The sequence below is a fragment of the Akkermansia biwaensis genome, from assembly GCF_026072915.1.
GTDB classification, from domain to species: Bacteria; Verrucomicrobiota; Verrucomicrobiia; order Verrucomicrobiales; family Akkermansiaceae; genus Akkermansia; species Akkermansia biwaensis.
Genome location: NZ_AP025943.1, coordinates 1 through 15,109, shown reverse-complemented (window position 1 = coordinate 15,109; position 15,109 = coordinate 1). Strand labels below are relative to the sequence as shown.

At 59.7% G+C, this 15,109-nt stretch carries 11 protein-coding genes; 1 reads left to right on the top strand and 10 read right to left on the bottom strand.

Annotation, left to right across the window (positions count from 1 at the left end; all coding sequences use genetic code 11):
* Positions 1-9 precede the first annotated feature (9 nt).
* Genes ligA through pheA form a run of 3 tightly spaced genes read right to left on the bottom strand, consistent with a single transcriptional unit; the run spans position 10 to position 5,212 of the window.
* Positions 10-2,322, bottom strand: a complete 2,313-nt coding sequence (gene ligA / locus OQH67_RS00055) for an NAD-dependent DNA ligase LigA (RefSeq protein WP_215435752.1) — start codon at positions 2,320-2,322, stop codon at positions 10-12.
* A gap of 24 nt (positions 2,323-2,346) precedes the next feature.
* The gene (locus tag OQH67_RS00050; protein WP_215435750.1) at positions 2,347-3,999 is read right to left on the bottom strand and encodes an alpha-L-fucosidase; all 1,653 of its coding nucleotides are present in this window, start codon (positions 3,997-3,999) and stop codon (positions 2,347-2,349) included.
* Between the two features lie 55 nt (positions 4,000-4,054).
* A complete protein-coding gene (gene pheA / locus OQH67_RS00045; RefSeq protein WP_067952082.1) occupies positions 4,055-5,212 on the bottom strand; it encodes a prephenate dehydratase in 1,158 nt (385 codons plus the stop codon).
* A 453-nt stretch (positions 5,213-5,665) separates the two neighbouring features.
* On the opposite strand from pheA, the gene OQH67_RS00040 reads away from it, so the two are divergent.
* Complete coding sequence (locus OQH67_RS00040) at positions 5,666-6,202, top strand: TlpA family protein disulfide reductase (protein WP_215435748.1); 537 nt, start codon at positions 5,666-5,668, stop codon at positions 6,200-6,202.
* Between the two features lie 45 nt (positions 6,203-6,247).
* Here OQH67_RS00040 and OQH67_RS00035 read toward each other — a convergent pair whose 3' ends face one another.
* From OQH67_RS00035 to dnaA, 7 genes are all read right to left on the bottom strand, one after another.
* Positions 6,248-7,222 (bottom strand): RluA family pseudouridine synthase, encoded by a 975-nt coding sequence (locus OQH67_RS00035; protein ID WP_251828276.1) that lies wholly within the window; start codon positions 7,220-7,222, stop codon positions 6,248-6,250.
* Between the two features lie 13 nt (positions 7,223-7,235).
* Positions 7,236-8,009 (bottom strand): Nif3-like dinuclear metal center hexameric protein, encoded by a 774-nt coding sequence (locus OQH67_RS00030; protein WP_215435745.1) that lies wholly within the window; start codon positions 8,007-8,009, stop codon positions 7,236-7,238.
* 16 nt (positions 8,010-8,025) lie between these two features.
* On the bottom strand, positions 8,026-10,092 hold the full coding sequence (locus OQH67_RS00025; RefSeq protein WP_215435743.1) for a DUF4340 domain-containing protein: 2,067 nt from the start codon (positions 10,090-10,092) through the stop codon (positions 8,026-8,028).
* A 27-nt stretch (positions 10,093-10,119) separates the two neighbouring features.
* The gene (locus tag OQH67_RS00020) at positions 10,120-11,697 is read right to left on the bottom strand and encodes a DUF7088 domain-containing protein (protein WP_215435740.1); all 1,578 of its coding nucleotides are present in this window, start codon (positions 11,695-11,697) and stop codon (positions 10,120-10,122) included.
* A gap of 40 nt (positions 11,698-11,737) precedes the next feature.
* Complete coding sequence (locus tag OQH67_RS00015) at positions 11,738-12,520, bottom strand: ABC transporter permease subunit (RefSeq protein WP_130083518.1); 783 nt, start codon at positions 12,518-12,520, stop codon at positions 11,738-11,740.
* Positions 12,521-12,569: 49 nt separating this feature from the next.
* Positions 12,570-13,505: an ABC transporter ATP-binding protein gene (locus OQH67_RS00010; protein WP_215435738.1), complete on the bottom strand. Its 936-nt coding sequence runs from the start codon at positions 13,503-13,505 to the stop codon at positions 12,570-12,572.
* A gap of 160 nt (positions 13,506-13,665) precedes the next feature.
* The gene (gene dnaA / locus OQH67_RS00005; protein WP_215435737.1) at positions 13,666-15,072 is read right to left on the bottom strand and encodes a chromosomal replication initiator protein DnaA; all 1,407 of its coding nucleotides are present in this window, start codon (positions 15,070-15,072) and stop codon (positions 13,666-13,668) included.
* Between the last annotated feature and the right edge of the window lie 37 nt (positions 15,073-15,109).

Genomic DNA, 15,109 nt, shown 5'->3' with positions numbered 1-15,109 from the left:
GGTCTCCTGTCAGTTGCCGATGAGCTTGCCGAATTCTTCCTCGGAAATGACCGGAACGCCGAGTTTGAGCGCCTTCTCCCGTTTGGAGCCGCCTCCGCTGCCGGCCAGCAGGTAGGAGGTGGATTTGGAAATGGCCCCTGTGGCTTTTCCGCCGTGTTCGGCGATCAACCGCTCAAAGTGGTCCCGCGGCTGGCTGAGCGTGCCGGTGATGACAAAGGTTTTGCCGGACAGGATGCCTGCCGGGATTTCCAGAAGGTTGGCCCTGTATGACTGGGACTGTGGATTGATTCCCAGCCTGTGGAGAACGTCCAGCGTATGATGGCCGGCGGCGGAGGTGAAGAAGCTGTTGAGGGATTTGGCGGCAGCCACCCCTATTTCCGAGCCGTAACTGAGTTTTCCCGTGTTTTTCCGGAGATAGCCCGTTTCCAGATAGGGGCCGGTCAGGGCATCTATTTCATCCGTCAGTTCCTTGTAGCGCTGTTGCGCTTCTTCTGCGGAGAGCGTGCCTTCCCGGACCGCTTTCCGGTTTTCACGGGTGTTGGGGTTGGCCTTGAGCGCCGATTCCACCAGTTCATCCAGGCGGATGATGTCCCGGATGTACGGTGATTCCGCCACATGGTCCAGGTCCGGGTGGGTATCCGCCAGCGCCTTGGCGACCACTTCCCCGATCTGGGGAATGCCGAAGGCGATGAGCCAGCGTTCCAGAGGGAGTTCCCGCGCGTTTTTCAGGGCGTCCAGGGCTTTCTGCGCATTTTTTTCCCCGTAGCGGCGCGGTTCTTCCGCCGTTCCCAGATTGAGGTTGGCAAGCTGTTCCAGCGTCAGGGAGAAAAGGTCCAGCGCGGAGGCGGCCAGGCCGGAGCCCCGCAGGGCCTCCGCTACGGATGAACCGATGCTTTCCACATCCAGCGCGGCGCGGGAGCAGAAGTGGGTGATGCCCGTGACGGCCTGGGCCGGGCAGGTGAAGTTGGTGCAGCGCCATGCTACTTTCCCTTCCTCTTTCATGATGGGGTTGCCGCAGGCGGGACAGAGGCCGCCCGTAGCTTCCAGAATGCTGTACGGCTTTGAGTTTTCCGGCCTCCTGGAGAGGTTTACCTTGAGTACGGCGGGGATGATTTCCCCCGCTTTTTCCACCAGCACGGTGTCACCGATGCGGACGTCCTTGCGGTCGATTTCATCCTGGTTGTGGAGGGTGGCCCGCGCCACCGTGGAGCCGGAGAGCAGCACGGGCCGGAGTTCCGCCACCGGGGTGAGCACGCCCGTGCGCCCCACCTGGACGACGATGTTCAGCAGGGTGGTTTCCTTCTGTTCCGGGGGGAATTTGTAGGCGGCGGCCCAGCGGGGGGCGCGCGCCGTGGCCCCCAGCGCTTCCCGCGTGGCCATGGAACGGATTTTGATGACGGCGCCGTCCGTGCCGTAGGGCAGGGAGTGGCGCCCCCTGTCGATGTCGCGGACGGCCTGGCGGGTGGTTTCCAGCGTGTCCGTATAGTGTACCGGTTCATTGCAGGGAATGCCGCAATGGCGGAGCATGTCCCAGAAGTCTTTTACATCCTTGAGTTCCGGTCCTTCGTAAGCGCCCAGCCCGTGGGCCAGGAAGGCCAGGGGACGCGCCGCCACCTGCCGGGGGTCCAGCTGCTTGAGCGTTCCTGCGGTGGCGTTGCGCGGATTGGCGAAGGCGGCCAGACCTTCCGCGTCCCGCTCTTCATTGAGCTTGGCGAAAGCTTCGTTGGGCATGAAGACTTCTCCGCGCACTTCCAGCACGGCGGGAGCGTTTGCCGGAAGGGTCAGGGGAATGGTGCGGATGGTGCGCACGTTGGCCGTTACGTCGTCCCCCACCTCGCCGTCCCCGCGCGTGGCCGCATAACTCATGCGCCCGTTGCGGTACATGATGGACAGGGCCACGCCGTCGATCTTGGGTTCCACGGAGACGGGAACGGCGTCCGTTCCCAGCGTCCGGACCAGCTTATTGTAGAATTCCACCAATTCCTCGTCCGGAATCAGGGCGTCCCGCTGTTCGAAGATGTCGTCAATGGAGAGCATCGGAACGGCGTGCCTGATCTGATTGAACCCCTGGAGGGGGGCGCCCCCTACGCGCCGCGTGGGGGAATCCGGGTCCGCCAGTTCGGGATGGTCCCGTTCCAGTTTTTCCAGTTCCAGGAAAAGGGCGTCGTACTCCGCGTCGGAGATTTCCGGTTCCGCCTGTTCATAATACAGCCTGTTATGGCGGCGCAGCTCCGAGCGCAGAAATTCCGCGCGCCGGCGCACGGCTTCCTCTTCCGTTCCGTCCTGCCTGCGGCCTGCCAGGGAAAAAAGGTCTTCCTCCATGAAGGGAATGAGTGAAAAAGGTTGCTATTTGCTCAGTTTGATGACGGAACAGGGAGATTTGGAGTGTTCGTGGGCTTTGAACAGGATTTTTCCATCCGCAATGGGCAGGGCGGCATTGTCGCCCAGCAGGACCGCTTTGGTATAGCCTGCCGGCAGGGTGACGGAGACTCCTTCATCGTCCTCATATCCGGTGGCGTCCAGGGGCTGCATGCGGGCGTATTCCGTGCCTTCCGTCAGTTCCTTCATGGTTCCTTCGCTGGGCGGTTCCGCGGGGCCCTTGTCCGGCGGGGGGATCAGGAAAACGAAGATGTCCCCCTGTTCATTGATGGAAGCGGGCTGGTCCAGTTCCGTCCAGGCGCGTGTGCCGTACACGGCTTCCGCATTGAGTTTGAGCCACTGTCCCACGCCGCGCATGGCGGCGGCCACTTTTTCCGGAACGGTGCCGTCCGCCTTCGGGTTGACGTTCAGCAGCAGGTTGCCGCCTTTCGTGACGCATTCCACGAGTTTTTCGATGATGACCTCCGGGGATTTGACATTGGTGTCATAGCGGTTATAGCCCCATTTGTCGCTCACCGTCATGCAGGTTTCCCAGTCCACGCCCGGATAGCCGTGCCGCGGAATGAAGCGTTCCGGCGTGATGTAGTCCCCGCAGCGCAGGTCCAGGGTGCCCGCCTGGTTCTGGTTCAGTCCGGAGTAGGCGTACAGGCGGTTGTTCATGATGACGCCGGGATTGAGAGAGCGTGCCATTTCCATGAGTTCCGGGGCCTTCCAGCCCTTTTCCCCTTCCATGGCCCCTTGGGAGTAGTCCCACCACATGATGTCTATGGGGGCGTAGCTGGTCATCAGTTCCCTCACCTGGGCGTGCAGGTATTTCTGGTAGGCGGCGTGGTCGCGCGGAATGTTCTTTTTTTTGAGCATTTCCGCCTGTCCGGCGGGGTAGCAGAGGTCCGGGCAGATCGTGTTGTCGTAGGACGGGTGGTGCCAGTCGATCACGGAGTGGTACAGGCCTACCTTCAGGCCGCGCTTGCGGCAGGATTCCGCATATTCCCGGACGATGTCCCGGTCGATCTGGCTTTTGGCGTCATAGTCCGTCTGTGCGCTATCGAAGAGGCCGAAACCTTCATGGTGCTTGCTGGTGAGCACTACGTACCGGCAGCCCGCATCCCGGGCCAGCTGGGCCCATTCTTCCGTGACTCCTTCCCGCGGCTTGAAGAGGGGGAGCGCTTCGGAGGCGTACGTGTCCGTATCCACTTCCACGTTTTTCTGAATCCATTCGGAACCGCCGGGCTTGCCCTTCCATTCTCCGGCCAGTCCGGAGTACAGGCCGTAGTGAATGAACATGCCGAATTTGGCGTCCCTCCACCACTTCATGCGCCGGTTGCGTTCCGCTGCGGTTTCCCTGACGGCGGCATGGTTGGAGTCGGCGGCCATGGGCAGTCCCGGAACTGAAGGGGAGAATACATGGTTCCATGGTTCCGCATGGGACCCGGCGGGGGCAGGGGGTGTGCCCCCGTCTGCTTTGTGGATGGAACTTTCCTGTTTTAGTTCCCGCAAAAATCCTTCGTCCAGGGCCAGCGTCGGCTGGCCGTTTTCCCGGACGATTTTGGTGACGGGCTGCTGGGACCAGGCCGGAAATCCCAGGGAAAGAGCCAGTGCGGCGATTGTGGAAATGTTCATGGTTTTGCGGAAAATAGGTGCTGGTTCTGTAAAGGGAAGAGGAAGGCGGCGCAGATCAGACAACGTCCGTGTCCGCGTAACTGCCCAGGATTTTCAGCATGGAACAGTGCTGTTCCAGTTCCTCCAGGGTTTCCCGGAGCGGGGATTCCAGGGCGTGTCCCACGGCGTCTATATGGAAGACGTATTCCCAGTTGATGGCTTTGGAAGGGCGGGATTCAATGCGTATCAGGTTGATGCCGTGCCGCTGGAAGCAGTCGATTACTTCCGCCAGGGTTCCCGGCTTGTGCTGGATGCGGATCAGCAGGGAGGTGCGGTCCCGGCCGCTGGGCCGGGTGTCCTGGCGGCCGATGACGGCAAAGCGCGTGGTGTTGCATGCCTGGTCCTGCACGTCTTCCTCCAGAATGTTCAGGCCGAACAGTTCCGCCGCGAGGGGACAGCCCAGGGAGGCCGCGCCCATGGCGGCGTTTTCCTTGGCCAGGATGCTGGCCTTGGTGGTGGAGGAGGTTTCCACGAGCTCCGCATTCGGGTAACGCCGGAGAATCCAGTCCCGCGTCTGTCCGAGAACTTGGGGATGGGAATAAAGGATGCGGATGTGTTCGCGCGGAATGGCGGCCATCAGGCTGTTGCGGATGTTCAGATTGATCTGGGCGCAGATTTTCAGACTGGAGGTGACAAAGAGGTCCATGACGGCGGTCACGGAGCCTTCCGAGGAGTTTTCTATGGGCACCACGCCGTATTGGGCTTTCCCGCGGTCCACCATGTCAAACACGTCCTTGAAGCTCTGGCAGGGAATAAGCTCGCAGCTTTTTCCGAATTGCTTGAGCGCCGCCTGGTGGCTCCAGGTTCCCTTGGGGCCCAGGTAGGCGATGGTCAGCCCTCCTTCCAGGAAGAAGGAGCAGGAGATGATTTCCCGGTAAATGGCTTGCAGGGAGGATTCCGGGAGAACGCCCGCATTCAGGCGGTTCAGCTTGCCCAGCAGAGCCGTTTCCCGTTCCGGAACGAAGATGGGGGAGTTGTCCGCTTTCTTGATCCGGCCGACTTCATGAACCCATTGGGCACGGGTTTTAAGCAGTTCCACGATTTGGGCGTCCACCTCGTCAATGGCCAGCCTCGCCTTGGTCAGGGCGATGGTCTGTTCGTCCGTTTTTCCGTTTTTCTGCTGCGGGGCGGGGGTGTCCGGAGAGGGGGATTCTCCGTGGTGCGTGTTCTCCATGTCTCTGTGCGGGGTATGCGTTGAAAGTCGGTTCAGGGTAGCGGTTCCCCGTCTGCAAATCAAGTTCAAAGGCCCGGAGCTCCGGCTGCGGATTGATCCTGCCTGGACGAGACGTTTCTAGTAAGTTGAGGACTATTCAACAGGATGAAAATACCATTGTTAATAACTGCCGCGGCCATGATGTTTTTCTGCCGTTTCTTTGAGGAATTGAAGGAAGAGTCGCAGTGTCTTGAAATAAACAGCCGCGGTAAAAGGCCTTTGGCACTCTGCCGTGGGAGCCGCAGTGTTGCTTGTGCGATTGAATGGCTCTGAAAAAGTGGAGGACAGAGTGGTCCGCCTGCGGAAGGGAAGGAGGACGCATATGCACGATCTACGCAGCATGCAGGTTTTTCCAGGGGGGCGTGTTCCTGCATTCCTTGTTGACGTTTTAGTGGATAATTGATAATGAACAATATGATGAAAAAATCTATCAAGATATGTTCACTTGCTCTGGTTTTGGCCGGCTGCGGCGTTGCAGGAACTTTTTCCGTGTATGCCGATGCTCCGGCCGCCAAGGTGGAGGACGCCGCTTCTTCTCCGGTGGGAAAAGCTCTGGAAAAAGCCGATTATCTGACCAAGGACAGGCCGAATACGAAGGCCAGGTATTACCTTTTTCTTTACTCGGCAAGCTGGTGCGGCCCCTGCCGCAGGGAGATGCCCCATGTCGTGCGGACCTACCGTAAGATACGGCAGTCGGACGATGTGGAACTGGTGCTGTTTTCCTGCGACAAGACGGAAGAGGCCGCCAAGGCATGGGCCAAGGAGGAACGGATGAAATTCCCCATCATCAAGCCCAAAAAGGGCAACGGCATTCCCGGTTATGCCCCCGGCGGGACGATTCCGCGCCTGGGCATTGTGGACAATACGGGCAAGCCCGTGATTACCGGACATCCCGCCAAAATTCTGGACGACTGGCGCAAGCACTGCAAGAAAGAGGGAGAAAAGAAGTAAACTTCCGGCTTTTGTTTCCCTTTCTCTGCTGCCTGAAGGAGAGTTTTATTCCCCTTCCAGGTCTTCCGGTACCGGCCTGGTTTCCGGGATGGCTCCGTAAAGACCATTGGGGAAAAGCTGGAGCCAGGGCGTGTATTCTGGAGGCACGGGAGCCTCGAATTCCATGCGTTTTCCCGTGCTCGGGTGGTCGAAGCCCAGCCGCCAGGCGTGGAGCATGAGCCTGCCGGGCTGTGCCTTCTGCCTGGAGGGCTTGGCGTAAATGGGGTCTCCGATCAGGGGATGGCCCAGATGAAGCATATGCACCCGGATCTGGTGTGTTCTGCCCGTGTGCAGGGTGCACAGGACCAGGGCCGAGTCCGTGGCGGGGTCTGCACAAAGCAGGTCGTAGTCCGTGATGGCGGCCTTGCCTGAACCGGGATTGACCACAGCCATTTTCAGGCGGTTGACGGGATGGCGGCCGATGTGCGTGAAGACGGTTCCGGAACTCTGGCGGGGAATTCCCTGGACGACGGCCAGATAGCGCTTTTCCGTGCTGCGCGCCGCGAATTGCCCGGTCAGGGATTGGTGCGCACCGTCGTTTTTGGCAATGACGAGGCATCCCGAAGTGTCCTTGTCCAGACGGTGAACGATGCCGGGGCGCTCCACTCCGCCGATGCCGGAGAGGTCCCCGCAGTGGTGGAGCAGGGCATTCACGATGGTGCCGTCCGGGTTGCCGGCGGCGGGATGCACCACCATGCCGCTTTCCTTGTTGATGACGACCACGTCTTCATCCTCATACAGGATGTCCAGCGGAATGTCCTGGGGCCTGGCCTCCGCCGGTTCCGGCTCTGGGATGTTGACGGAGATGGAGTCTCCGCGGCTGACGGGCGTTTTGGGTTTGGCGGCGGAACCGTTGATCTGTACGTCCCCGCTTTTAATCAGGGCCTGGATTCTGGAGCGGGAGAGTTCCGGCAGGTGGGCGGCCAGGTACTGGTCCAGGCGAATTTTTCCGTCGGCGTCGTCCGTGGTCAGGTTCATCATCCGTGGCGTTTGATCAATGGCTGTAGGCGGAGGGAGGCATGTCGATGAAGGCATAATCCAGTCCGTACACGTCTTTGAGCAGTTGTCCCAAGGCCTTGACGCCGAAAGTTTCCGTGAAGTAGTGGCCGCCGAAGACCAGGTTGATGCCCAGTTCGTCAGCCATGGGGATGTTCCAGTGGGAGCCTTCCCCGGTCACGTAGGTGCGGCAGCCAAGCCTGGCGGCCTGGACGAGTTCGTTTCCCGCGCCGCCGGAGCAAATGAAGACGTTCCCGGCCGGGGCTTCCTCCGATTGCGCCCAGAAGGTTTGAACGGGTGCGCCGAGGGCGGATTCCAGCCGTTCCGCCAGCTCCCGGCAGGTGCCGGCGAATTCCCCGCAGACGCCCATGGAAACGCCGTGGTAGTCCAGTCCCTCCCCGGCGGGACGGATGCCGCATGTCTTTGCCAAAAGGGCGTTATTCCCGTAAACCGGATGAACGTCCAGCGGGATGTGGGCGGAGTAAATGGCGAGGTTGCCGTCCATGGCCGCCTTCAGCTTGCGGTAGGAGATGCCCGTGACGGGTTGCATGTCCTGCCAGAAGATGCCGTGATGCAGAATGAGCAGGTCCGCGCCCAGATCCAGGGCCGCATGAATGGTTTTTTCCGAACCGTCCACGGCAACGGCTATTTTTGAAACGGCGCCTTCGTTTTCCAGTTGAAGGCCGTTCAGGGCGCGGGAGGCGTCCGGGATGGAGTCCACGGACAGGGTTTTGTCCAGAAAGGCGGTGATTGCGCTCAGATTGATGCTCATGTGGAGAACGAGGATGTTAATTGTCTTCCGCCAGGGAGGCGCCCAGCAGACGGACGGAGTCCATGTTCAGGATAAAGTAATAGGGCGTCGTGTTGATTTTTCCGTAATAGAACCGGCTGAAGCCGGCTTCTCCCGCAGGGGCTATTTCCATGGAGATGGTTTTTTCCTCCATTTCCGGCTCGGCGGAAAAGGTGATTCCGTCTTTTCCCGTGATTTCCCGGTGCTCCTGCCGGGAGGCATCCTTGTACACCTGAATGACGAGTTTCAGGCGGAAGACCGGTTTTTTCAGGGCTTCGCGCGCCTCAGGATTTGTGTAGGGAAGCCATGAGACTACCTCCATTTTTTCCAGTTCGTCCAGGTAGCGGTTGGCCCGGTTCGGGTTGATGTTCAGTGTTTCGTCCCTGCCGTCCTTGCTGGCCGTCCAGGAGTCGTCCAAGCGGTCGAATTTCAGGACCAGCGCCCCCCCGGAGCCGATGCGTTCCAGGTGCATTTCCTTGAGATTGTACCTGTTGAAGGACAGGAGGCTCTTCTTTTTCCAGGCGAGCGCGTTCGCCGTAAAGTTTTTCATGTATTCGTTGTCCAGCATGACGACCGTGGGCTTGCCGGACTGGCGGGCGTACCAGGAGCCGTCCGTTCCCTTGGAGAAGAAGACGGTGACCGGGGGGCGCGGCTCTTCATTGGGCTTGGGCAGCAGGGACATCGTGAGCGTCAGGAGCGGGTTGTCCAGGCCGTACACGGCAAGGTCCGTGGCCTTGTCGGAGGCGAATCCGGCCACGTTGCCCGTTTTCACGGTTTTCAGCAGGGAAACGAGGTGGTCCGGGTTGACTTCCTGGTAGCGGGAGCCTTCCGCCGTGTACATCCATGTGGGCTGCTGGCCGGTCTTTTCGTCTCCCTGTACAAAACGGACGATGGTCGGGTAATCCTGGAGACTGCGGCGGATGGAAAGCCCCGTGATTTTGTAGTCTCCGATGTCCGTGAGCTGCTTGGAGCGGAGCAGGTTGAGGTCCAGGGGAATGTTCCGGACGCCGGGAACTTCCTTGTTGCTTCCCGTCGTCTGGGCCAGTTCAAAGACGGCTTTGCGGTCGGAGACGGTGGCTTTCACCAGTTCGGCAAGGTTGCTGTTGTCGGAAGGAGGATAAATGCGGAGAGTGACGGGCTTTTCCTCCACGGCCAGGGATTTTCCGTCTCCGGCAAGGCGCCCCGTGAAGTTCCTGATGGAAACGGAGGTGACCTGGTCGTCCGTCATGTCCGGAACGCTGGTTTCCTCCGGATCATACACGCGCACGGCCGTCAATTTCTGGAGGGTTCCCAGCAGGACGTCCATCATCTGCGGGTCCGTGTCCAGCGGGAGGGGATAGGTGATTTTCCAGGGAGTTCTGGGATCGGGAGAGGGGCGTTCCAAGGCGATGCGCTGCCCCTTGTTGTTGATTTCAATGGAGGCGGGCATCGCCGGATGTATGAGCAGGGGACGATGGTCCCGAAGCTGGCGGATGCCGGACTTGAAGAGGGGCAGGATGTTGCCGGTGCCCACCAGAATGCGTGAGTCGCGGCCGTAAAAGTCCGTCTGCATGTAGGTGGTATCGTCCGTCGTCTGGTTCTCCGTATCGTCCACCAGCCAGGGGGCCGTGGACCCCAGGGTGTAGCGCGCCATGGTGGAGGAACGCCTGCCGTCGGCGCTCATTTCTTTCAGAGTGATGGTGATGGGCGTGGTCTTGACGCCGAATTCCTTCAGGGAGGCGGAGTCAATCTTGTGCAGGGGGAGCGCATCCACGATGCTGGTGGAGTACGTGTACTGGAGGATGGCCGCCGCGGCGCGCGGGTCCATGCGGTCGTCCCACGGTTTTTCACCCCACCATACGCCGTTGGGCCTGCGGCGGAATTCCGCCATGTCTCCGCCGCAGTTGATGCGCATCCAGGAGATTTCGTTCATTTCCTCCTTGGTGTAGGGAAAGAGGCGTTCTCCCGAACTAAAGGCGGTGCGTCCGATGATGCGGGACAGGTTGCCGTCAATGGTCAGCAGCACCGCCGCCCCGATGGCGGCAAGGGTGACGAGGACGAGAAGGATGAAGCGGAGTATGCGCATGTGCTTCCGGTAATGGGGCGTGACGGGTTAATGGCGGCGCGTGTTCCAGATGATCAGGGCTATGAGAAGCGCCAGCAGGGGAAGCCCGATGTTTGTCAGGAGTTCCAGGACGCCGAGGGCGTTACGGTCCAGGTTGAGCTTGACGGTCAGGTCATGCCGGGAGCCCAGACCGCGCAGTTCTTCGCGGTCCGTCATCCATGCGATGAGCGTGCGCACGAAGTCCCGCTGTTCCGGCTTGATCTGCCGGGGCTGGAGCAGGTCCGTATTGCCCAGCAGAACCAGGCGTCCGGTGGTTTTGGTCTGGTTGACGTCTCCGGAATTGCCGCGGATAAGCGCCGCGCCGATCATCAGGGGGCCGGGGTTGTCCTCGTGGGCGTCAAATTGGACAGGGAACTGGTTGTACTTGGTTTCCCCGTAGTATTCCTCCGTGGTCACCAGCAGGGGATACGGCGTGATGCGCTTGTGCTCCATGGAGGCATTGTCCGAGTCCAGAATTAGGGAAATGCTTTCCCCTTCCAGCCCGGTGCTGGAGTTCCAGAATTCCTTCGTGCAGTTCAGTCCCGGTGCAAAGATGGCGTTGATTTCAAATACGGAGCGCTTGTTCCTGTTGCGGAGCATTACCCGGTCGTTCTGGGGGCGCAGCCCCTGTTCCCGGAGGAATCTGTACAGTTGCTTGGGGGTGTCCTGCTGGGGTTCCAGCATGATGAACAAGGCGGCGTTCGGCCTGTCCCAGTATCTTTGCAGGACTTCCGCTTCCTGGGGAGTCAGATCGTATTTGGAGCCGACGATCATGAATCCGGCGGCATCCTCCGGAATTTCCTGCAGGCCGCCCAGGCGAATGGGGACAAGCTGAAGGTTGACGGAGCGGCAGAGACGGGAAAGGGTGGTGAAGATGCTTTCCTCATTGCTGTTGCTCATGGCTTCGTTGAAGTTGCTCTTGTCCGCCGCGATATACATTTTGCGGGGTTCCCCGTTGGCGGCTCCGAAGATGCCCGCCGTCATCATGTCCTCAATCTGAAGGGCCACGGCTTTCATGCTCTTGCCGTCCGGTCCGGGAGCGTACACGATGAAGGAGTCTCCGGAGAGGATGCGCACATGGGCGGCGTCCGGCTGGTAGTTGCCTGCGGAGTCCTTGAGGGCCACTTCCGTGTCTTCCCGGGCGTCAATGACTACCTGGTTTTTCCGGAATTCAACGCCGTAAATCATGGAAATCTCACGGGCCTTGTTCGGCTGGCGCAGGGGGTCCACGTAGTCCACCACCACTTTGCCGTTGGAATAGCGTTCGTATTCCTCAAGCAGGGAGCGCATGCGGGTATAGTTCTGCGTGGTGCGCAGGAAGGCGAAGGTGATTTTAATGGGAGTTTTACGGTTCTGGATTTCCGGGGACTGGAGCATGTTGATGCTCTGCTGGGAAATGTCATAGCGCTGGTCTTCCGTAAGGTCCCGGCGGTAGTATTCGTGGCAGCCCACGTAGTTCAGGCAGATGACGATGATGCACAGCAGGAAGAGCTTGATCCACGTCATCCAAGGGCGCCTGACCTTGCGGGCGGCAGGCCGGTTTTCCTCCTGGGGCGCCGGGGCGGGTGTTGCTGGTGTTTCACTCATAGATGGAGATGGAAAGGGGGTGAAAAGGCAGGGAGGGCGGTCAATGTTTCCAGCGGCGGTGGTCGATGATGCGTATGGAGACGGCCAGCGTCAGGACGGTCATGGTCAGGTAAAAGACAAGGGGGCGCGTGTCAACGAGCCCGGCTGAGAAACGGTCCAGGTGTTCCGAACAGGAGATGTAGTGGAAGATGCCCGCCGCGGGGAATTCCCCCCAGACCACCGGAATCAGGCCCATGAAGAAGATCAGCACCAGCAGGCCGATGGTGATGATGCCGGAGATGATCTGGCTGCCCGTGAGGGAGGAGGCAAAGATACCGATGGAGGTGAACCATGCCCCTATCAGCAGCAGGATGGCGTATGCTCCGGCCCAGTCCGCCAGACGGTAGGGCAGGGCCATGCCGGCGTCATATCCGTAAGCCCACTGCACGATCAGGTTGGACCAGTCTGCGAGCAGCGGGTACAGCAGCATGGGCAGCCACAGGATGATGTAAAAGACATAGGCGGAAAAGTATTTGCCCAGAACGACCTGCCAGGTTTTGACGGGAGCGGTGAGCAGGGATTCCAGCGTGCCCGTCTTCTCTTCTTCCGCCAGGGAACGCATGGTGATCAGCGGGAAGATGAACAGGAAGTAGAACCAGAACATGGGAGAATGCAGGATGAAGAACAGAATGCCTTCCTTCTGCGGGGCCAGTTGGAACGCTTTGAGCGTGCCGGACAGGGAGACGCTTTGCAGGGCCACGATGAAGGCCAGGATGACCCAGCCGTAGGGGGTCATCAGATAGCTTCTGAGTTCTTTTCTGAAGATGGTAAGTACCGGTGACATGAGAGGAAAAGGGGTGCTGGTTGAGGGGAAGAGGGGGAAAACGGTCGGACTAGTCTTTACGGGTCATTTCCACGAATACTTCTTCCAGAGTGGGAGTATGGCGGTAGATGTGGCGCAGGGGGCAGCCCTGTTCCGCCAGGAGCCGGGCGGCTTTTTCACGGGTGTCCGTTCCGGCTTCCGCGCGCACGGTAAGCGTGTGCCATCCGTCGGCGTCCGTGCCTTCATGGATCACTTTCTTGACGTGTTCCATGGCTTCCAGCTTTTCTGTGACCAGGGAGAGGTCCCCGCGGAATTCCAGAGTGATTTTTCCGGCGGCGCGGAGGTTGGCCGTCAGGTTGGAGGGGGTGTCCGCCGCCTTGATCGTGCCCTGGTCAATGATGATGACTTTGTTGCAGATCATTTCCACTTCACTGAGGATGTGGGTGGAGAGAATGATGGTGTGGTTTTCCGCCAGTCCCTTGATCAGTTCCCGTATCTGGCGGATCTGGTTGGGGTCCAGTCCGTTGGTGGGTTCGTCCAGAATCAGCAGGTCCGGCTCGCCCAGCAGGGCGTCCGCGAGGCCTACGCGCTGGCGGTAGCCCTTGGAGAGGGTGCGGATCATCTTGCGGCGCACGGGGTCCAGCCCGCACTGTTCCACCACCTTGGAGACGGACGGCCATATCTGCTTGGAGGAGATGCCTTTAAGGCGTGCACGGAATTTCAGGTATTCCGTCACGCGCTGGTCGTCGTAAAGCGGGACGTGCTCCGGCAGGTAGCCCAGGTGCTTGCGGGCGTTCAGAGGGTCTTTTACAATGTCGAATCCCGCGATGGAGGCTGTTCCGGAGGTAGGGGGAAGATAGCCGGTGAGCATGCGCAGAGTTGTTGTCTTGCCTGCGCCGTTCGGTCCGAGAAAACCTACAATCTCTCCCTTTTCAATAGTGAAGGAGGCATTTTTAACCGCTTGAAAGCGGCCGAACTCTTTGGAAAGCTGGTCGGCGTGAATCATAGAATCAGTGGGAACAGGGTGATTCTAATCCAAACCGCCGCAGCCTCAAGCTAATTCTCCCATTTGATCATGGAGCCGGATGCGGTGCCGGCGGGAAGGGGAGGGGAACGGCGCAAGGGATTGGAATTTCCCTGAGGCGTCGGAGAAGGAGGGGCGGAAATCAACCCTGGAGGTCTTCCTCCAGCCGGAGTACGATATCGCGGACGCGGACGTCGTTTTCCATGCGGGAGGCTACGAGCTTGTTGGCATGAATGACGGTGCCGTGGTCACGGCCGCCGAACGCGTTGCCGATGTCCTTCAGGGAACATTCCGTCAGGCGGCGGCTCAGGTACATGGCTATCTGGCGGGGGAAGGCAATGCTGTTCGGCCGGCGTTTTCCGGTCAGGTCGCTCACTTTCAGTTCATAAAAGTCCGCCACACGTTTCTGGATGGTTTCCACAGAGAGGACGCGGCTGGTTTCCTCCCGGAGGATATCGCGCAGGAGCTGTTCGATCTTGGAGATGTCCGGCATGTCTCCGGACAGGGAAGTAAATGTGGCTACGCGGAGCAGGGCTCCTTCCAGTCGGCGCACGCTTTTCTGGATGCGGCTGGCGAGGAATTCCAGAATCTCGTCGGATACGTTCATTCCGGCACGGTCGCGCTTGCTCCGCAGGATTTCCAGCCGGTCTTCGTCTCCGGGCAGGGTCAGTTCCACCGTCAGGCCGGATTCCAGCCGGGCGGCCAGGCGGACGTCCAGGTTGGAAATGTCGCAGGCGGCGGCATCGGCGCAAAGCACGATGGTCTTGTGGGCATGGAACAGGGCGTCAAACGTATGCAGGAATTCTTCCACCGTTTTTTCCTTGCCGGAAATGAACTGCACGTCGTCCACCAGCAGAACGTCCGCCTTGCGGTATTTGCGGCGCAGTTTGGCAAAGCTCTGGCCGTTTTGGGTGCGGGAAGCGTCAATGAATTCATTCGCGAATTGTTCACCCGTCACGTACACCACGTTTGCGGAGGATTCCTGACGGAGAACTTCATGGCCGATGGCTTGCAGAAGATGGGTTTTTCCTACGCCGGATTTTCCGTATAAAAAGAGGGGGTTGAAGAGGGGGCGCTCCGACTGGGCGGCGGAAATGGCCGCCTGGTACGCAAACCTGCTGTCTTCATACATCACGAAGGAGTCAAACGTGTACAAATCATTCAATGCGGCCCTGGCTCCCTGGGGGCGTGCCTTTTTGGCGGTACGGGCCTGGGATTCGTCCGGCTGGGCGGTTTTTTTGCGTGCGGAGGATTTCTGTGCCGGCGCGTCCGTTTCCTGTTCGGAAGCCACCTCGTCCGCGCAGACAAATTTTACATTGCGTTCCCCTCCCAGAGCCAGCATGGCCGCCTGTTTCAGTTCCGGCGTGTAGCTGTTTTCCACCCACAGGGCGGCCATCGGATCATCGCATACCAGCGTCAGGGTTTTTCCGGAGTCTTCCAGCAGGGAAAATTTGGGGAACCACAGCCCGTAAACCTCCGGGGACATGATCGTTTGAAGGGCTCCTGTGATTTTGGTCCATGCTGCTGGCAATTCGGATGAAGGGGTCATTGTTATGAAAATGATGAAGTTGTTTGGTTGTAAAGCC

Coding starts and splice junctions, on each gene's coding strand:
- ligA (WP_215435752.1), bottom strand. CDS start 2,322: ATGGAGGAAGACCTTTTTTCCCTGGCAGGCCGCAGGCAGGACGGAACG.
- OQH67_RS00050 (WP_215435750.1), bottom strand. CDS start 3,999: ATGAACATTTCCACAATCGCCGCACTGGCTCTTTCCCTGGGATTTCCG.
- pheA (WP_067952082.1), bottom strand. CDS start 5,212: ATGGAGAACACGCACCACGGAGAATCCCCCTCTCCGGACACCCCCGCC.
- OQH67_RS00040 (WP_215435748.1), top strand. CDS start 5,666: ATGATGAAAAAATCTATCAAGATATGTTCACTTGCTCTGGTTTTGGCC.
- OQH67_RS00035 (WP_251828276.1), bottom strand. CDS start 7,222: ATGATGAACCTGACCACGGACGACGCCGACGGAAAAATTCGCCTGGAC.
- OQH67_RS00030 (WP_215435745.1), bottom strand. CDS start 8,009: ATGAGCATCAATCTGAGCGCAATCACCGCCTTTCTGGACAAAACCCTG.
- OQH67_RS00025 (WP_215435743.1), bottom strand. CDS start 10,092: ATGCGCATACTCCGCTTCATCCTTCTCGTCCTCGTCACCCTTGCCGCC.
- OQH67_RS00020 (WP_215435740.1), bottom strand. CDS start 11,697: ATGAGTGAAACACCAGCAACACCCGCCCCGGCGCCCCAGGAGGAAAAC.
- OQH67_RS00015 (WP_130083518.1), bottom strand. CDS start 12,520: ATGTCACCGGTACTTACCATCTTCAGAAAAGAACTCAGAAGCTATCTG.
- OQH67_RS00010 (WP_215435738.1), bottom strand. CDS start 13,505: ATGATTCACGCCGACCAGCTTTCCAAAGAGTTCGGCCGCTTTCAAGCG.
- dnaA (WP_215435737.1), bottom strand. CDS start 15,072: ATGACCCCTTCATCCGAATTGCCAGCAGCATGGACCAAAATCACAGGA.